The sequence below is a fragment of the Ruegeria sp. CL6 genome, assembly GCF_056536465.1.
This window is the reverse complement of the sequence record NZ_JBQFPR010000007.1, coordinates 163348-180809: the sequence shown is the minus strand read 5'-3', so window position 1 is coordinate 180809 and position 17462 is coordinate 163348. Positions and strand designations below refer to the sequence as shown.

Genomic DNA, 17462 nt, shown 5'->3' with positions numbered 1-17462 from the left:
TCCTGATCACCCCTTCTTAGCCAGCCGCCACAGCGGTTTTGGTCCTGTCTCTGTAACGTTCGACCGCAGCCACGTCGCTTTCGGCCTCAAGCATCAGCATAAGCGAATGCAGCTGTTCCAGGTCGCGCAGTTCGACATTGATCAGCAGGCGGTAAAAATCCGGTTTGCGGTCGACAAATTCCAAGTTTGAAATATTGGCCTTTTTCTCGCCAATCAATGTGCAAATACGCCCCAGTACCCCAGCATCATTTCCAATGGTCAGATCAAGGGTCGCACCATAAACAGCCGGGTGTGTTCCGGTATGCCAGTGCAGATCGACCCAACGGTCAGGCTCGCCCTCAAACTCGGTCAGGCGGTCACAATCGATGGCGTGGACCACCACGCCCTTCCCGCGATAGGTAATGCCCACAATCCGCTCGCCCGGCAGCGGCTGACAGCACGACGCGCGGTCGAACTTCTGCCCGGGTTCCAGACCGATCACGGCACGGCGCAGCGGGATCGCGTCGCCGTCATCCTGAGTCAGTTCCGGGTAGACCGCGCTGACCACATCATGGGCGGTCAGTTCCGCGCTTCCGAGTCGCGCCAGCAACTCGTGCCGGTCTTTCAGACGAAGATGCTTGGCGGCCGTATCCAGCGCCTTGTCGGTCGCTTTGCGCCCGACGTGATCAAAGCCGGATCGCGCCAACTCTTTGCCCAGCTTGATGAACCGTTCGCGATCCACTTCGCGCAAGGCACGGCGAATGGCGGTTCGGGCCTTTCCGGTCACCGCGATCTCAAGCCATGTGACCTGCGGTGTTTGCCCGTCGGCGGTGATGATATCCACCGATTGCCCATTCTTGATCCGGGTCCACAACGGAACCCTGATACCATCCACTTTGGCGCCAACGCAGGCGGACCCGATCCGGGTGTGGATCGCATAAGCAAAGTCGATCGGCGTGGCCCCGCGTGGCAGCTTGACCACATCGCCCTTGGGCGTAAAGCAGAACACCTGGTCGGAATACATCTCCAACTTGACCGCTTCGAGGAAGTCTTCGTGATCCTCCTCGCTGTCAAACTGTTCGGTCAGGTTGGCGATCCATTTCGCCGGATCGACAGCAAATGGGTTTTCCGAGCGGACACCGTCGCGATAAGACCAATGCGCCGCCACACCTGTTTCAGCCACATCATGCATCTGGCGGGTACGGATCTGAACCTCGACCCGCTTACCGTCGCGCCCAGACACGGTTGTGTGGATCGAGCGGTACCCGTTCGATTTCGGCTGGCTGATGTAATCCTTGAACCGTCCCGGCACAGCGCGCCACCGCTGGTGAATGGCCCCCAGCGTCCGGTAACAATCTTCTTCAGTCTGGGTGATGATGCGGAACCCATAGATATCAGACAAGCGCGAGAAGCCCTGATCCTTTTCCTGCATCTTGCGCCAGATCGAATAGGGTTTCTTGGCGCGACCGAACACCTCGGCTTCGATCCCGGCCTTTTCCAACTCGCGCCGCATGTCGCCCGTGATGCGATGAATCACGTCACCGGTTTCGCGCTGCAATGTGATGAAACGGCGAATAATCGACTGGCGGCCTTCAGGGTTCAGAACGCGGAATGCGAGGTCTTCCAACTCCTCACGCATCCACTGCATCCCCATACGGCCCGCAAGCGGCGCGTAGATATCCATCGTCTCGCGCGCTTTGACGACCTGCTTTTCCGGGCGCATCGCCTTGATCGTGCGCATGTTGTGCAGACGGTCAGCGAGCTTCACCAGGATAACCCGCAGGTCCTTGGACATCGCCATGAACAGTTTGCGGAAGTTTTCAGCCTGTTTGGTTTCGCGGCTTGAAAGCTGCAGGTTCGTCAGCTTGGTGACACCGTCCACCAGTTTGGCAACCTCATCGCCGAAAAGGTCGGACACCTTCCCATAATTGGCCTTGGTGTCCTCGATCGTGTCATGCAAAAGGGCCGTGATGATCGTCGCATCATCCAGACGCTGTTCGGTCAGGATGGCAGCAACGGCAACGGGATGGGTAAAATAAGGCTCTCCCGAATGGCGGAACTGGCCTTCATGCATCTGCATGCCGAACTCGTAAGCTCGGGCGATTCGGTCTGCATTTGTCTTGGGGTTGTAGTTGCGGACCAGCGCAATCAGATCATCAGCAGAAATCATCCGGTCCGCACCTTCGTTCGAGGGGATTACCCCTGGCCTTGAGCCTCCATCAGAGCGCGCAACAGCTTTTCTTCGGACATGTCATCGTCCGCAGGCTTGTCGGTTTCCGCACCCATCAGCAGAGCCATCTGGTCTTCTTCCGGCTCGTCAACCTCGATCTGGGTCTGGTTGGCTTCGATCAGGCGCTCACGCAGCTCGTCCGCGCTTTGGGTTTCATCCGCGATTTCGCGCAGCGAAACGACCGGGTTCTTGTCGTTGTCGCGGTCCACGGTGATCGGGCCACCAGCGGAAATCTCGCGCGCACGATGGGCGGCAAGCATCACCAGCTCGAACCGGTTTGGCACTTTGTCTACGCAGTCTTCAACCGTCACGCGGGCCATAGGGCGCTCTCCGTTACTGAGTCCATGTCAGGAAGAAGTTTATCTAAGCGCGAATCCCCGCCTTGACAAGCAGGAAATGCTGCAAATGCACCGATCACAGCGGGGTTACTGCGGCAACTTCTTCGGCGGGAAGGTCCGCAAGCATTTCCGCTGTGGTTCGACCCAACACCGGATGACGCCAATCCGGGGCGACATCCGCCATCGGAACCAGCACAAAAGCCCGGTCCTGAAGACGTGGATGTGGCAGGATCAACTGATCCGGTGCCTGTTGCCTTTGATCTTTGGCTGACAAAGTGCGCCAGCGCTCAAATTCCGCAAAATCCGGCAGGGTGGCGTCGTCGAAACAGACCAGGTCCAGATCCAAGGTCCGCATGCCCCACCGCTGAATCCGTTCGCGGCCAAACTCGTGTTCGACCTCATGCAGCATATGCAGCAATTCGGACGGCGAGTGGTCAGTCTCAAGCATTGCCGCTGCGTTTACGTAATCCGGCCCCGCGCCGACGGGAAAGCACGGCGTTGCGAATAAGCGGCTGACAGCGCGAATCACCACATCGTGACGCGAAACTGCGTCAAGTGCCTTTTCAAGTGTCACCTTGGGTCCATGATCCCTCAAATTGAGATTTGCGCCCAGTGCGATCACCGCTTTTGACCTGATTTTACCCATCCTACTCCCTATATTCGGCGAATTGCATACTTGCGATACACGGTAAATGCCCTAATTATAGGCGTATCAGCGCGCCGCTCATTTTCTAAACTCACTCACGTAACATCCGGCGCTCTGGTTTGTACCGGAAGGAACTATTTATGTTTTATAAAGACGAACGGCTAGCGCTGTTCATCGACGGCTCGAATCTTTATGCGGCCGCGAAAGCACTGGGGTTTGATATCGACTACAAGCTGCTGCGGCAGGAGTTTATGCGCCGCGGTAAAATGCTCAGAGCTTTCTACTACACAGCGCTTCTGGAAAATGACGAGTATTCGCCGATCCGTCCTTTGGTTGACTGGCTGCATTACAACGGCTTCACCATGGTAACGAAACCGGCAAAAGAGTACACCGACAGCATGGGGCGTCGGAAAGTCAAAGGAAACATGGACATTGAGCTGACCGTGGATGCCATGGAGCTGGCGCCGCGCGTGGATCATATCGTGCTGTTCTCGGGCGATGGGGATTTCCGCCCGCTGATTGCCAGCCTGCAACGTCAGGGCGTGCGTGTTTCGGTCGTCTCGACCATTCGCAGCCAGCCGCCGATGATCTCGGACGAACTGCGCCGCCAGGCGGACAACTTCATCGAACTGGAGGACCTGCGCGACGTGATCGGCCGCCCTCCGCGTGAAGTTCCGATGGAACCGCGCAGTGTCGCGGCCAGCGGGCAATAGCACCGGTTCACTCGGTACCGGGAAGGAAATCAGCGCGGTCAGGATGAACACCTGACCGCGCTTCTTAAATTAGAAACAGGTGCTAAAACACCTAACCGTTACCACTGATTCATGTCAGTTCAATGACGCAGTCCTGTCTGGACCAAGGCCGGGAAAAGACTTACCTGTGGCCTCAAGGAGACCGTGACATGAACAAGCCCCCCCTTACCCTGTACCTAGCCGCACCGCGCGGGTTCTGCGCCGGCGTCGACCGGGCGATCAAGATCGTCGAGATGGCGCTGCAGAAATGGGGCGCTCCGGTCTATGTGCGCCACGAGATCGTGCACAACAAATTTGTCGTCGACGGGCTGCGCGACAAAGGGGCTGTTTTTGTCGAAGAACTGGACGAATGTCCCGACGACCGGCCAGTGATTTTCTCGGCCCACGGCGTGCCGAAGGCCGTCCCGGAAACTGCTGCTCGGCGCGAGATGATCTATGTGGACGCGACCTGTCCCTTGGTGTCCAAGGTCCATGTCGAAGCCCAGCGCCACGCGGACGCGGGCCTTCAAATGATCATGATCGGGCACAAGGGCCACCCTGAAACGGTTGGCACAATGGGGCAACTGCCCGAAGGCGAAGTCCTGTTGGTCGAAACGGTCGAAGATGTTGCAACGGTTCAAGTGCGCGACCCTGAAAAGCTGGCGTTTGTGACGCAGACAACCCTTTCAGTGGACGATACCAAAGACATCATCGCCGCGCTTGAGGACAGGTTCCCGTCCATTGTCGGCCCCCACAAGGAAGACATCTGCTACGCCACGACCAACCGGCAAGAAGCCGTCAAAGCTGTCGCGCCAAAATCGGACGCCTTGCTGGTGGTTGGTGCGCCTAATTCGTCCAATTCACGGCGTCTGGTCGAAGTCGCCTCGCGCGCCGGGTGCGACTATGCCCAGCTTTTACAGCGCGCGACCGATATCGACTGGCGCGCGTTGGAGGGGATCTCAAGCATCGCGATCACCGCAGGCGCATCCGCGCCCGAGGTGCTGGTGAACGAGGTGATTGACGCCTTCCGCGATCATTATGACGTAACGGTCGAGATGGTGGAAACGGCCGTCGAAAACGTCGAGTTCAAGGTCCCACGCGTGCTGCGGGAACCGGCATGAGCGGCATACCACGCGCGCCCCTGTTTCTTGGATTGGCTGGCCTCATCCCATTCGTCTGGGGCGCTCTGACCTATCTGAACGGTGACCTGAAAGATTGGGGCAAAGAGGCGCTGGGGCCTCGGTTTGTTGGGCCATATGTCCAGTTGTTTTACGGCTCTGTCATCCTGAGCTTTATGTCAGGCGTTTTGTGGGGATTCGCGACCAAGACGTCCGGCAGCAAGGCAGCAACCTGTTACACACTCTCGGTCCTGCCTGCGCTATGGGCGTTCTTCAAGACAGGCGGCGGTCCGGTCAGCGCTGGAACAAGCCTGATGTACGGTTTTGCCGGGTTGCTTTTATTGGACGCCATGTTTTCATACTGGCGACTGACCCCGGTCTGGTGGATGCGCCTGCGCATTTTGCTGACGGCCGTTGTCTTGGCCTGCCTTGCCGTCGGAGTGTATTTGTGACCGATAAAAAAACAATCGACGCCTACACAGCCCGTGTCGCCGAATACCTGAGCATCCCTCTGCCGCCAGAACAGATCGAAGCGCGCATGGCCTTTGCCGAAGCGGTGATCGACGGCGGCTATGTTCTGGACCTCGGCTCTGGTCCCGGTTCAGACAGTGCGTTCCTACAGCGCGAAGGGCTGCGGGTTCGGGCGCTGGACGCAACACAGGCCTTTGTCGATCACGCTCGGGAAAATGGCATAGATGCGCATCTTGGTACGTTCGACGACGTGACCGAGGTTGCCGAGTATGACGGCATCTACGCCAGTTTTTCGCTTTTGCACGCCCCGCGCGAAGATTTCCCACGTCATTTGACGGCGATCCACCGCGCTTTGAAACCTCAGGGCGTTTTCTTCCTCGGCCTGAAACTCGGCACGGGGGAACATCGCGACGATCTGGATCGGTTCTATACCTATTTCTCGCAGACCGAGATCGAAGCAGCCCTTGCAACCGCCGGATTTACCATCGACCAGATCACCACTGGCGTCGGAGCGGGGCTGGCCGGGTCTTACGACGGCTTCATTCTGGTGCTCGCGCATGCCTGAACTGTTTGCCTATACAGACGGGGCTTGTTCCGGCAATCCCGGCCCCGGAGGGTGGGGTGTGCTGCTGCGCGCGATGGATGGCGACACCGTTCTGAAAGAACGCGAGCTGAGCGGCGGAGAGGCCGAAACCACCAATAACCGCATGGAACTGCTGGCCGCGATCAGCGCGCTGGAAACACTGGAACGGGCGTCGAATATCACGGTCGTTACAGACAGCGCCTATGTAAAGAACGGCGTGACCGGCTGGATTTTCGGGTGGAAGCGCAATGGCTGGAAAACCTCGAACAAAAAGCCTGTCAAGAATGTCGATCTGTGGCAACGGCTGGATGAAGCGCAGGCCCGCCACGATGTGACGTGGGAGTGGGTCAAAGGACATGCCGGTCACCCCGAGAACGAAAAGGCAGATGAACTGGCCCGTGCTGGCATGGCTCCGTTCAAGCCGAAAAAGGAAAAGGCGTGAGCGGTCTGGCGCTGCTCGACTATGCCTCGGTCTTTGTGTTTGCGTTGACGGGCGCTTTGGTTGCAAGCCGGGCGCAGTTGGATTTGGTCGGCTTTGCGTTCATTGCCTGCCTGACCGCGGTTGGCGGCGGCACAGTGCGTGATCTGCTGCTGGACCGGCACCCTGTTTTCTGGGTTGGGCAGCCCAATTACATTCTGATCGCGACCGGTGCTGCCGCGTTGGTGTTCTTCACGGCACACCTGGTGGAAAGCCGGTATAGCTGGCTGGTCTGGCTGGACAGCTTTGCCCTGTCCATCGCCGTTGCCGCTGGAACGGCTGCCGCTTTGTCACTGGGTCATTCCGGCATCATCGTCGTTTTGATGGGGATCATCACAGGTTGCCTCGGCGGGTTGATGCGCGACGTGGTCTGCAATGAGGTCCCACTGGTTCTGAAACAGGGCGAGCTTTACGTGTCTTGCGCCTTTACCGGTGCTCTGACCGCCGTTCTTGCAACCCGTTTTGGGCTCGATACCCTTGCAGCGCTTGCCGCTTGTGCGCTTGTCTGTTGGGCTCTCAGAGCTGGATCGTTACTGTTTGGCTGGCGACTGCCCGTCTACAAAAGCCGGCCACCGCGTCGTTAGCTACGAATCCTGGGCCAAATATCGTGTATTGGTCCGACAGCGGCCAAGCAGATCAGCGGCGCAGATATTTTTGCCAGATCCAGATCACCAGCAATGCGCCCAGAACGGCACCAACGAAACCGGACAGCCAGCCAGCAACGGTTATCAATGCGCGCAGAAGAAACCCGCCGACCAGTGCGCCGACGATGCCAATAAGCATCGTTGTTGGAATGTCAGCCTCGATCCGCATCAGACGTGTGGCCAGAAACCCTGCGGCCGCGCCGATCACAATCAGAGCGATTACGGGCATGTCATTTCCTCCAATGCGTCGGCACGATGATCAGCGCGCCGATGGATGAGATCACAGCTTTCAGGCCAGGCGCGCCAAAGCTGATGCCGAACATGATACGGATAAAATAAAACAGAAAAGCCCCACCGACGCATATTATGATGGATGGCACGTAACCGTTATGTGTGAAACCGGTTTTCTCTGACAGGTATCCCACGATCCCGGCGATCACGACTGTGCCCATCAGGATCATGAACATGCGGCATTACTCCGATTGAAAAAGCGTGCCGGCCGGGATTGGCCAGCCGCGCAGGAACGTTTCTGTATCCTGCGCGGCTTTGCCCGCCCTTTGCAAGCGCAGCAGTTTCACGGCCTCTTCTCCGCAGGCGACACACAGCGCGTCGTCCAGAACCTGACCGGGGGCGCCCTGCGCCTGGGCGAGACAAGAGGCCAGCAGTTTGACCCGCTCGCCTTCAACCAAGGTCCATGCGCCGGGAAAGGGTGACAATCCGCGTATCTGGCGATCAACCTCAACCGCTGGGCGGGTCCAGTCGATGCGTGCCTCGGATTTGTCGATCTTGGTGGCATAAGTCACGCCATCGTCGGGCTGGTTTGCCGGGGTCAGCTCTGGCAGTCTGGCCAGCGCCTGTACGATCAGCTCCGCGCCCATCTCAGAAAGCCGGTCATGAAGTTGGTCGGTCGTTTCCTGCTCTCCGATATCGGTGGCCTGTCGCAGCAAGACGGGGCCGGTGTCCAGCCCTGCCTCCATCTGCATGATACAGATACCGGTCTGAGCATCGCCCGCCATGATCGCACGGTGAATCGGCGCGGCACCTCGCCAGCGGGGTAGCAGGCTCGCATGGATGTTCAGGCACCCATGTCGCGGCGCATCCAGAATGGGCTGAGGCAACAGCAAGCCATATGCCACGACGACCGCCACATCAGCCTGCAGGGCAGCGAAAGCGGATTGTTCTTCTTCGGACTTCAAGGAAACAGGGTGGCGCACGGTCAGGTCCAACGCCTCGGCCCGTGCATGAACCGGTGTCGGGCGGTCTTTCTTACCCCGCCCCGCCGGGCGCGGCGGCTGACAGTATACAGCGGCAATCTCGTGCCCGGCCTCAACCAGCGCGTCCAAAACCGGCACCGAAAATTCGGGCGTTCCCATGAAAATTATGCGCATGATCTGCTCCAAGGATTGGGTGGTGCCGGGCTAAAGCCCAGCCTACGCGAGTTTCTTTGCTTTGCGCAGCAGTATGTCGCGTTTGACCTTGCTGAGCCGGTCGAAATACATCTTTCCGTTCAGATGGTCGATCTGGTGCTGCACGCTTGTGGCCTCGATCCCGACAAAATCACGACGGTCAATCATGCCCTGTTCATTCAGAAACTTGACCGTCACCGCACGCGGCCGTTTCACCTTGGCCGAGACACCGGGCAGGTTTGGGCTGGCCTCATCATGCTCACGCAGTTCGATCGAGCTGTGCAGAATCTCGGGGTTCGCCAATCGCACGGCCCGCCCCCGCTCGGTCGAGCCATCCACGACGGCCAGTCGCAGCATCACCCCGATCTGAGGCGCGGCAAGGCCCACACCGGGCATCGCCTCCATCGTATCCACCATGTCGTTCCAGATCGTGCGAATATCGTCGGTGATCTCGGTCACGGCCTCGGCCTTGGTGCGCAGGCGTTTGTCGGGCCACGGCAGGCAAGTACGGACCGTCATGCGCGGGCCTTTTCACGCTTTAGCTTTTGCATCTTGCGCGTGATCATCTGGCGCTTGAGCGGCTTGAGATAGTCGATGAACAGCTTGCCGTTCAAATGGTCTATCTCGTGCTGCACGCAGGTCGCCCAGAGGTCACCGAAGGTTTCCTGCTGCGCGTTTCCATCGCGGTCGATCCACGCGACCTCAACGACTTTGGGTCGGGTCACTTCGGCGTATTGCTCGGGGATCGAAAGGCAGCCTTCCTCATAGACGTTGGTTTCGTCCGAGGATGCGATGATTTCGGGGTTGAACATGATCAGCGGGCGCGGTGTCTCGCCCTCTTCCTTGACGCAGTCCATCACGATCAGCCGATCCAACACACCGATCTGCGGCGCGGCCAGCCCGATGCCGGGGGCGTCATACATGGTTTCCAACATGTCATCGGCCAGTTGACGCAGCTCGTCCGACAGGTCGGTCACAGGGGCGCAGACCTTTTTCAGGCGGGGGTCGGGATGGATAAGAATTGAGCGTTTCATGAGGTTGATTTAGGCCATCACACGCCCCACCGCAACGCCCCCCTTGCACCTGTCAAAATTGTAGCTAGCTTTCCTGCGGACAGATGGAGAAGACATGACTTTCAACGACCTGATCGACCGCCGGGGCACTCACAGTTCAAAATGGGACAAGATGGAGCAACTCTACGGCGTGTCGCCGCAGGACGGGCTGGCGATGTGGACGGCAGATTCCGATTATCCCAGCGCGCCCTGCGTCATTGAGGCCGTTCGCAAGGCCGCAGAACACGGCGTTTTCGGCTATTCGTGGGCGCACCCTGACTATCTGGCCTCGGTCCAGTGGTGGATGAAGAACCGTCATGGGTGGGACATCGACACAGACTGGGTTCTGACCTCGCAAGGTCTGGGCAACGCGATCGCACTGTGTCTGGATGTGTGGACCGAGCCGGGGGACGGCGTGGTCATATTCACGCCGGTCTATCATGAGTTCGCCCACAAGGTGAACAAAACCGGTCGCCGCGTGGTGGAATGCCCGTTGGTACGAGAGGGCGACAGTTACACCATTGATTTGGACGACGCGCAGTCGCGCTTGGACGGGTCGGAAAAGATGCTTCTCTGGTGCTCACCGCAGAACCCGTCTGGCCGGGTCTGGACTGCGGATGAGCTACGCGCTGTGGCAGCCTTTGCCGAACGCAACGGGCTTGTGCTGGTGTCTGACGAGATTCACCATGATCTGGTCTATCCCGGCAGCACCTTTGTCCCGATGGACGTGGCCGCACCCGATGCGCGCCCGTGGACGGTGACGCTGACAGCAGCCTCCAAGACGTTCAACATTGCCGGTCAGCGTACCGGCAACATGATCATTCCTGACCCGAAACTGCGCGCAACGATGATCCATCGCCTCAACACGCTGGACTATGGGCCCAGCGCTTTGGGCGTGGCCATGATCATGGCGGCCTATTCGCCCGAGGGTGCCGCATGGGTCGACGAACAGATCGCGCATCTGGACGGCAACCGCAAACTATTCGATGCGACGATCGCGGACATTCCCGGCCTTTGTTCGATGCCACTTCAGGCGACCTATTTGGCTTGGGTCGATTTTTCGGGCACTGGGATGGATCACGATGAGTTCATCCACCGCCTTAGAAATGATGCGCGGATTGCAACGTCCTCCGGGCCCGGTTTCGGCGCAGGTGGGGAAACGTTCGAGCGGTTCAACCTAGCCACCCAACGCAGCCGCATCGAAGAGGCTTGCACCCGATTGAAACTGGCGTTTGCAGACTTGCAGTAAATCTATGCCCAACGGTAACCCTGTTGGGCAGTCACTCAGCCCTTGTGCTCCAAAAGCGCGATGGGCGCGTCAGGATCGCGATAAAAATCCAGCGGGGCCTTGTCAGCCGCGGCAGTGCTGCGCTTGAACTCATAGCGCATTTCGCCTGCTTCGTCCTGATCCGCAATGATCAGACATTGATACAGGTGGTTTGCGCCATCGTAGATGTCGACAAGCCCGCGTAGCCGAGGCGTAGTTTCGGCCTCGACCGTGAATCCATCTTTCCACAATCTTAGAATTTTAAACGTATTGTCGCCAAATTCGACACGCAGCCTGCTGGCTTTCTTGAGCCCCGCGATTCGCGCAGCGTCCAGTTCAGCGCTCATTTCCTTTGAAACATAGGTCGTCATTACAAATTCCCCCCGCAGCGGACTCCTATTGTGCGGACACGAAAGTAAAAATCCAGTAAAGTCCTAATGATAAAATCTTAGGTTTCCTGCCTGTTGCATGAAATCCCAGTCCGATCTGTGCACATGTGCAGACGGTCTGCGCGTTCCGTCGGATGGGAACGATGAAGGCGGCCCCCTATGTTTGGAAAATCGAAATGCGGAGGAACACAGCATGGGCCTGTTGGTCGAGGGCAAATGGCACGACACCTGGTATGACACCGAATCCACGGGTGGCGCGTTCAAGCGCAGCGCGGCTCAGTTTCGCAACTGGTTGACTGCAGATGGCAGCGCAGGTCCGTCGGGCAAAGGCGGCTTCAAAGCGGAAGCGGGGCGGTATCACCTGTATGTCAGCTATGCCTGCCCATGGGCGCATCGCACATTGATCTTCCGAGAGTTGAAGGGGCTAAGCGACCTTGTCACGGTGTCAGTGGTTCACCCCGATATGCTGGACAAAGGCTGGACATTCGTAACAGACAGCGACGGCGCAACTGGGGACAACCTCTATGGGCTGGACTTTGCTCACCAAGTCTACACCAAGGCTGACCCAGGCTATTCGGGTCGTGTGACCGTGCCAATCCTTTGGGACAAACAGTTAGAAATCGTTGTCTCGAACGAAAGCTCTGAAATTATCCGCATGTTCAACTCGGCCTTCAACGGGATCACGGGAAACACCGACGATTACTGGCCAGAGGCAATGCGCGACGACATCGAAGAGGTGAACGCGCGCGTCTATTCCGACGTTAACAACGGCGTCTACAAGTCGGGCTTTGCCACGACCCAAGCAGCCTATGACGCCGCTGTAGCGCCGCTTTTCGATACATTGGACTGGTTAGAAAATCGCCTGAGCGCAAATCGCTACCTTTTGGGCGACCGGATCACCGAGGCTGACTGGCGGCTGTTCACAACATTGATCCGGTTCGACCCGGTCTATCACCTGCACTTCAAATGCAACCGAAGACGGCTGATCGACTATCCGAACCTGTGGGCCTATACCCGCGAGCTATACCAATGGCCGGGCGTCGCGCCGACGGTGAACATGACCCACATCGTGCGCCACTATCACTACAGTCACGACAGCATAAATCCGCATCGGATTATTCCGGTAAACCCCGTGCTGGATTACATGGAGCCGCACGGTCGCGGTCAGCGACCCGCCGCGTAGTGTTCGACCATCGCCGCCAGATCTTCTGGCGGCGTTGCACTTTGCACATAGGCGCAGGCGTTCGGGCTGTGCGCAAAGATCGACCCATCCGAGAAAAAGGTCGTGTTGGTGACAAATATCACCCGCGCGCCCGGTCGACGGTAGCTGGCGAAATCAGCAACAGCCAGCGCGCTGCCAGTTTCCAGAACCAGGTCCAGCACGATGATATCGAACTCAGCGCCATAAAGCGCAAGGATCGCGGCCTCTTGCCCGGTCACAAGCGTCACTTCGGCGCCCTGGCGCTGTAGATGCCTTTTCCAGACCCGACCTAGATCAGGGTTACTCTCAACAATCAAAACATTCATTAGCAACAACCTCGGCACAGGGTAGAACGGGTGGTGCCGAACCCTGAACTTTGTGATCACGCTATTTCCTTAACAAAGTGTTAATGGCCTCGATTCACCCCTCAATCACGCGGATTTGCTTGTGTATGCGGCAAAAATCCGCTTGAAACGCGCCGATACAAGCGATTCCGGCAAGTGTTATGATGGCAACTCATACTCATACTCTGAACCCGCGCGCGGCGCGTGATCATGGCGGCGGGCTTGACGGGGCCATAGCCACCTACGGTGGGACTCGCGCAGATTGGATTGACCTTTCCACCGGCATCAACCCGCACCCTTACAGCATTGATGGGTTGATCCCATCCGACTGGACCGATCTTCCCGACCATGGCGCTTTTGAACGCTTGACCGCCGCAGCCCGCGACTGTTGGTCTGTGCCCGGTAGTGCCGATATTTTACCATCGCCCGGCGCCTCTGCGGTGATCGCGCGTATCCCCGCACTTGCCCAAGCGGGCCGCGTTCACATCACGGCGCCAACGTACAACGAGCACGCAGCCGCATTTGCCGCGCAGGGCTGGACGGTTCAATCCGAAGGTCCGGCCGCAGCGCGTGTGATCGTTCACCCAAACAACCCGGACGGGCGCATCTGGTCCGAAGCCGACGCGGACGCCCCCCTGACCATCATCGACGAAAGCTTTTGCGATGTCTGTCCAGAGGCCTCCCTAATCCACATGGCGGCGAAACCCGGCGTGATCGTGTTGAAAAGTTTCGGGAAATTCTGGGGGCTCGCCGGGCTGCGCCTGGGATTTGCGATCGGCCATCCCGACCTGATCAAACAGCTCAACGATCTGACCGGGCCTTGGGCCGTCTCCGGCCCCGCCCTAAGGATCGGAGAGCGTGCGCTAAGGGATAAGGGCTGGGCCGACGCGACGCGCGCACGGCTAACGGACGAGGCCGACCGCCTGGACCGGCTGATCACCTCACACGGTGCGTCCTTGATTGGCGGCACCACACTGTTCCGACTGTACGAAGTCGACAGCGCCGCCGATTGGCAGGACCGATTGGCGCAGGCGCATATCTGGAGCCGCATTTTCCCCTATTCCAAGACCTACCTGCGTCTTGGCCTGCCCCCGGTCAACGGATGGGACAGGCTGGAGGCCGCACTGTGAGCACCGCCTTTCTGCTGGTCTGCGCGATGTGTCTGGACGCCGCGCTTGGCGAACCCGATTGGCTTTGGTCGCGTCTACGCCACCCGGCAGTCATCACTGGATCGGTCATTCAATGGCTGGACAAACGTCTGAACCACCGAGGGCATCGGCGTCTGAAAGGGGTGGCGGTTGCGCTGCTATTGGTTTGTGGGGCAGTGATCCTGGGGCTAGCGCTGTCATTCCTTGGACCTGTGGCCGAGATCATCGTCTGCGCGATTTTGCTGGCCCAGAAATCATTGGTGTCTCACGTCCGCGATGTAGGGGACGGGCTGCGGGTCTCGCTGGCCGAGGGCCGAGCTAAGGTTGCCATGATCGTGTCGCGCGACACCCGGGACATGACAGAAGCTCAGGTCGCGCGATCAGCCATTGAAAGTGCGGCCGAAAACCTGAGCGATGGGGTAATCGCGCCCGCGTTCTGGTTTCTGGTCGCTGGCCTACCAGGGCTTCTGGTCTATAAGGCCATCAACACGGCCGACAGCATGATCGGCTATCGCACCGAAGAATACCGTGACTTCGGCTGGGCTTCGGCGCGGTTGGATGACGCGCTGAATCTGATACCGGCCCGCTTGACCTGCGCGATGATCGTTACGCTGTCCGGTCAGTGGTCGCGCTGGCCCGAGATGGTGGCCGACGCACAGCGCCATATTTCGCCCAACGCGGGGTGGCCCGAGGCTGCCACGGCGCGCGCACTGAACCTCGCCCTGGCAGGGCCGCGCAGCTATGATGGCCAGCTTCGCAATCTGGCATGGGTAAACGGCGACGCCCCACGGGACATCGGCGCGCCGGAAATTTTCCGCGCATGTGACCTGCTTTGGAGGGTCTGGGGGCTTGCACTGGGCCTCGTGTCGGTGTGGGTTGGTATCAGCTTTGTTTTCTGACGGATTCACCCATGCGCTTGCTTCCCGGTATTCTTGCCGCCGCCCTGTTTGCTTCGCCCGCCTTTAGCCAATGCGGAGGCGGATTCAATAGCTTTGTGAATGGCCTAAAGGCCGAGGCGGTTGACAAGGGATTTAACTCCGCAACCGTCAACGGGTTTTTCCAAGGCGTCCAGCAGGATGGCGCGGTGCTGAGGGCAGATCGCGCGCAAGGCGTCTTTCAGAAACCGTTCATCGAATTCTCTCGCCGCCTGATCTCGCAGAACCGGATTGATCGCGGACAAGCGATGTCGCGCAAATACGACTCAGTGTTTGACCGAATTGAACGGGACTATGGCGTATCTCGGGGCGTATTGCTGGCGTTCTGGGCGTTTGAAACCGACTATGGCGCAGTTCAGGGGGATTTCAACACCCGCAACGCCTTGGTGACATTGGCCCACGATTGCCGCCGGCCCGAACTGTTCCGGCCGCAGATTTTCGCTGCGCTAAAGCTGTACGATCAGGGCAATTTCGATCCCGCCCGAACGACAGGAGCCTGGGCGGGTGAGATCGGCATGGTTCAGATGCTGCCGCAGGATATTCTGGACAATGGCGTGGACGGCGACGGCGACGGGAAGGTTTCGTTGAAAACATCTGCCCCGGATGCGCTTTTGTCCGGCGCGAAAATGCTGTCGCATCTTGGGTGGCAACCGGGGCAGCCTTGGCTGCAGGAAGTCACGGTTCCCGCCCAGATGGATTGGTCATTGTCTGGCCCGGGCAAGCCGCGCCCTGTGTCCGAGTGGCAGGCGATGGGCGTACAGGCCCGCAGCGGTTCACTGGCCAACCTGCCTGCATCGCTGATCCTGCCACAAGGACATAAGGGACCGGCGTTTCTGGCCTATCCCAATTTCGACGTATATTTTGAATGGAACCAGAGCTTTGTCTACGTCCTGACCGCCGCCTATTTCGGAACCCGACTGGAAGGTGCGCAAATCTACAACGCTGGGAATCCGGCGCAGGGTTTGACAGACGCGCAGATGAAGCAGCTACAAACCAAGCTGCAAGCGCGCGGGCATGATGTTGGCAAAATCGACGGCATTCTGGGCGCCGGAACGCGGGCGGCTGTTCAGGCCGAACAACAGCGGCTGGGGTTACCCGCGGATGCGTGGCCGACGGCGGAGTTGTTGGGGCGGTTGTGAAAGGGTGTCTGACTTGGGCCCATTGTCACCGTCAACAAATCAGCGTGGCATTCTTTGGTGTAGAATTTGCTCTGAAAACTTGGTTCTCTAAGAGTTACCTAGAGTTTTGCTCCAAGTTATACTTAAGTGTTCCAATGAAGTTACAAGTCTTTTCTCGCGTTCTACAACTTTCCTCTCTAGTACTTTTGACTTCCGCAATCTCCGCGATTGCCGAAGAGCATTGCCTGATACGCTATGAATCTTTGGTTAGCATTAAGAGGTTCGACGTTCCGGCCACAGTGCCCGGTCTTGAACCCCAAATAATCATGCCTTCGGAAGGCAAGTTGCAGTTCTTTCTCGAAAACGATGCAAAGTACGGACACGACGCTTGGTCGCCCACCGGAGATATTACGCCAGCGGTGGGGCCTTATGATCCCAAGAGCGGACGCCTGTACGTTTGGGGCTACTTTGACATCGGATGGATCGAAGTGATTGATCAATCTGGAAATTGGTTGTTTGGCGAAAGCGCCAAGATTTCTCCTCGTCTGTTTGATAGCTGGAACGATGGGAAAGGTGACTCTTTGAAAGAAAATCTTAGAAGCCCGGTTCTCGATGTTTTGTTTTATCAAGGCACAACTGCAAAACACTGGCTCACGAAACGCCAATCTTACAGGGTGTACCAAATTGACGGTTCCGAAATGAAACGTGTGCCCGATTTGGAAACCCGCAAACTGCGCTACATCGGAGATGACCCGATTGCCAAAATGGCGGTATTTGCACCAGTAGACGTAGAGTGGTCTGATGGCCAACACCGCTTCGTCTGGTACAATGGTGAATCCGTAATTGAACCCCCTTCGGAAGAAGAGATACCCCACACCTTTTGTTATTAGGAAAATAGTTGTGCGTTACTTACGCAAAAACGAACGTCCGCTTTCATCCGCATAGCATCCCTTGAAAAAAGCGCTCGAGAGATCATCTCCACCTCATTCCGGCCTGACCGGATACCGATCCCCCTTCTCGTCTATCAGAACCAGCCTCCCCCCACTGCGCACATATAGATCACAGCGGCTGAATCCGTTGCGATAAACGATGCAGACGCTGCCATCTTCGGCGATGGAATAGGTGCCAAAGGCCGCGTCGCCGCTGGCGTAGGTATAGGAGTAGGCACCTCCAGCAGAGAATTCAGCCTGACCGTCATCGTAGAAGGTAAAAGTCTGGCCTGCCAACGCGTCCAGCTCCTCGGGCGACAGGGGGATGTCTTCGGGTTTGGTGGGCCATTCGGTGGCGGTAGCCGGGCCAGCGAACAGCAGGGCGAGGATCAGCGTGCGTGTCATGCCGCCATACTAGCCCTGCTGAAAGGAAAGAGTGGCATAACATTGAAGTG

The 17462-nt window shown here is 58.2% G+C and carries 23 protein-coding genes; 12 read left to right on the top strand and 11 right to left on the bottom strand.

The window, feature by feature from the left end; all coding sequences use genetic code 11:
* Positions 1-16: 16 nt before the first annotated feature.
* The 3 genes from ACR0LH_RS18130 to folK all read right to left on the bottom strand — a co-directional run bounded on the left by ACR0LH_RS18130 (position 17) and on the right by folK (position 3193).
* Positions 17-2149: a RelA/SpoT family protein gene (locus tag ACR0LH_RS18130; RefSeq protein WP_170485960.1), complete on the bottom strand. Its 2133-nt coding sequence runs from the start codon at positions 2147-2149 to the stop codon at positions 17-19.
* 26 nt (positions 2150-2175) lie between these two features.
* Positions 2176-2529, bottom strand: a complete 354-nt coding sequence (gene rpoZ, locus ACR0LH_RS18125) for a DNA-directed RNA polymerase subunit omega (RefSeq protein ID WP_142639234.1) — start codon at positions 2527-2529, stop codon at positions 2176-2178.
* A gap of 94 nt (positions 2530-2623) precedes the next feature.
* Complete coding sequence (gene folK / locus ACR0LH_RS18120) at positions 2624-3193, bottom strand: 2-amino-4-hydroxy-6-hydroxymethyldihydropteridine diphosphokinase (RefSeq protein WP_480721971.1); 570 nt, start codon at positions 3191-3193, stop codon at positions 2624-2626.
* Between the two features lie 140 nt (positions 3194-3333).
* Here folK and ACR0LH_RS18115 point away from each other — a divergent pair, with 140 nt between their 5' ends.
* From ACR0LH_RS18115 to ACR0LH_RS18090, 6 genes are all read left to right on the top strand, one after another.
* A complete protein-coding gene (locus ACR0LH_RS18115) occupies positions 3334-3906 on the top strand; it encodes a LabA-like NYN domain-containing protein (RefSeq protein WP_170388228.1) in 573 nt (190 codons plus the stop codon).
* A gap of 188 nt (positions 3907-4094) precedes the next feature.
* Positions 4095-5045 carry a 4-hydroxy-3-methylbut-2-enyl diphosphate reductase gene (gene ispH, locus ACR0LH_RS18110; RefSeq protein WP_480721970.1) on the top strand — a complete coding sequence of 317 codons (951 nt, stop codon included), beginning with the start codon at positions 4095-4097 and terminating at the stop codon, positions 5043-5045.
* Positions 5042-5494 carry a DUF3429 domain-containing protein gene (locus ACR0LH_RS18105; protein ID WP_480721969.1) on the top strand — a complete coding sequence of 151 codons (453 nt, stop codon included), beginning with the start codon at positions 5042-5044 and terminating at the stop codon, positions 5492-5494. The genes ispH and ACR0LH_RS18105 overlap by 4 nt, the downstream gene beginning before the upstream one ends.
* On the top strand, positions 5491-6078 hold the full coding sequence (locus tag ACR0LH_RS18100; RefSeq protein ID WP_480682289.1) for a class I SAM-dependent DNA methyltransferase: 588 nt from the start codon (positions 5491-5493) through the stop codon (positions 6076-6078). Before ACR0LH_RS18105 ends, ACR0LH_RS18100 begins: the two co-directional genes overlap by 4 nt.
* Entirely contained in the window at positions 6071-6538 is a 468-nt protein-coding gene (gene rnhA / locus ACR0LH_RS18095) for a ribonuclease HI (RefSeq protein WP_170567762.1), read from the top strand. Before ACR0LH_RS18100 ends, rnhA begins: the two co-directional genes overlap by 8 nt.
* Positions 6535-7158, top strand: coding sequence for a trimeric intracellular cation channel family protein (locus ACR0LH_RS18090; RefSeq protein WP_480721968.1), 624 nt, complete (start codon positions 6535-6537; stop codon positions 7156-7158). The genes rnhA and ACR0LH_RS18090 overlap by 4 nt, the downstream gene beginning before the upstream one ends.
* A gap of 52 nt (positions 7159-7210) precedes the next feature.
* Here ACR0LH_RS18090 and ACR0LH_RS18085 read toward each other — a convergent pair whose 3' ends face one another.
* Genes ACR0LH_RS18085 through def (ACR0LH_RS18065) form a run of 5 tightly spaced genes read right to left on the bottom strand, consistent with a single transcriptional unit; the run spans position 7211 to position 9658 of the window.
* The gene (locus ACR0LH_RS18085) at positions 7211-7447 is read right to left on the bottom strand and encodes a GlsB/YeaQ/YmgE family stress response membrane protein (RefSeq protein ID WP_170413888.1); all 237 of its coding nucleotides are present in this window, start codon (positions 7445-7447) and stop codon (positions 7211-7213) included.
* Position 7448: 1 nt separating this feature from the next.
* Positions 7449-7685, bottom strand: a complete 237-nt coding sequence (locus ACR0LH_RS18080) for a hypothetical protein (RefSeq protein WP_480721967.1) — start codon at positions 7683-7685, stop codon at positions 7449-7451.
* Between the two features lie 6 nt (positions 7686-7691).
* Positions 7692-8606, bottom strand: a complete 915-nt coding sequence (fmt, locus tag ACR0LH_RS18075; protein WP_480721965.1) for a methionyl-tRNA formyltransferase — start codon at positions 8604-8606, stop codon at positions 7692-7694.
* A 42-nt stretch (positions 8607-8648) separates the two neighbouring features.
* Positions 8649-9143, bottom strand: coding sequence for a peptide deformylase (def, locus tag ACR0LH_RS18070; RefSeq protein ID WP_170554659.1), 495 nt, complete (start codon positions 9141-9143; stop codon positions 8649-8651).
* The gene (def, locus tag ACR0LH_RS18065) at positions 9140-9658 is read right to left on the bottom strand and encodes a peptide deformylase (RefSeq protein ID WP_480721964.1); all 519 of its coding nucleotides are present in this window, start codon (positions 9656-9658) and stop codon (positions 9140-9142) included. Before def (ACR0LH_RS18065) ends, def (ACR0LH_RS18070) begins: the two co-directional genes overlap by 4 nt.
* A 94-nt stretch (positions 9659-9752) precedes the next feature.
* On the opposite strand from def (ACR0LH_RS18065), the gene ACR0LH_RS18060 reads away from it, so the two are divergent.
* Positions 9753-10925, top strand: a complete 1173-nt coding sequence (locus ACR0LH_RS18060; protein ID WP_480721962.1) for a MalY/PatB family protein — start codon at positions 9753-9755, stop codon at positions 10923-10925.
* Between the two features lie 35 nt (positions 10926-10960).
* On the opposite strand, the gene ACR0LH_RS18055 is transcribed toward ACR0LH_RS18060, so the two are convergent.
* The gene (locus ACR0LH_RS18055; RefSeq protein ID WP_480721961.1) at positions 10961-11314 is read right to left on the bottom strand and encodes a hypothetical protein; all 354 of its coding nucleotides are present in this window, start codon (positions 11312-11314) and stop codon (positions 10961-10963) included.
* Between the two features lie 211 nt (positions 11315-11525).
* Between ACR0LH_RS18055 and ACR0LH_RS18050 the strand changes: the two genes are divergently transcribed.
* Positions 11526-12515: a glutathione S-transferase family protein gene (locus ACR0LH_RS18050; protein ID WP_480721960.1), complete on the top strand. Its 990-nt coding sequence runs from the start codon at positions 11526-11528 to the stop codon at positions 12513-12515.
* Here the strand turns inward: ACR0LH_RS18050 and ACR0LH_RS18045 are convergent.
* A complete protein-coding gene (locus tag ACR0LH_RS18045; protein WP_170413874.1) occupies positions 12497-12859 on the bottom strand; it encodes a response regulator in 363 nt (120 codons plus the stop codon). The two genes, ACR0LH_RS18050 and ACR0LH_RS18045, sit on opposite strands and share 19 nt — an antisense overlap.
* 179 nt (positions 12860-13038) lie before the next feature.
* On the opposite strand from ACR0LH_RS18045, the gene ACR0LH_RS18040 reads away from it, so the two are divergent.
* The 4 genes from ACR0LH_RS18040 (at position 13039) to ACR0LH_RS18025 (ending at position 16968) form a co-directional block, all read left to right on the top strand.
* Positions 13039-14007: a threonine-phosphate decarboxylase gene (locus tag ACR0LH_RS18040; protein ID WP_480721959.1), complete on the top strand. Its 969-nt coding sequence runs from the start codon at positions 13039-13041 to the stop codon at positions 14005-14007.
* The gene (gene cbiB, locus ACR0LH_RS18035) at positions 14004-14924 is read left to right on the top strand and encodes an adenosylcobinamide-phosphate synthase CbiB (protein WP_480721958.1); all 921 of its coding nucleotides are present in this window, start codon (positions 14004-14006) and stop codon (positions 14922-14924) included. Before ACR0LH_RS18040 ends, cbiB begins: the two co-directional genes overlap by 4 nt.
* Before the next feature lie 11 nt (positions 14925-14935).
* Complete coding sequence (locus ACR0LH_RS18030; protein WP_480721957.1) at positions 14936-16099, top strand: lytic murein transglycosylase; 1164 nt, start codon at positions 14936-14938, stop codon at positions 16097-16099.
* Between the two features lie 134 nt (positions 16100-16233).
* Positions 16234-16968, top strand: a complete 735-nt coding sequence (locus ACR0LH_RS18025) for a hypothetical protein (protein ID WP_480721956.1) — start codon at positions 16234-16236, stop codon at positions 16966-16968.
* Between the two features lie 93 nt (positions 16969-17061).
* Here the strand turns inward: ACR0LH_RS18025 and ACR0LH_RS18020 are convergent, their stop codons facing one another.
* The gene (locus ACR0LH_RS18020) at positions 17062-17412 is read right to left on the bottom strand and encodes a hypothetical protein (protein ID WP_480721954.1); all 351 of its coding nucleotides are present in this window, start codon (positions 17410-17412) and stop codon (positions 17062-17064) included.
* Positions 17413-17462 lie beyond the last annotated feature (50 nt).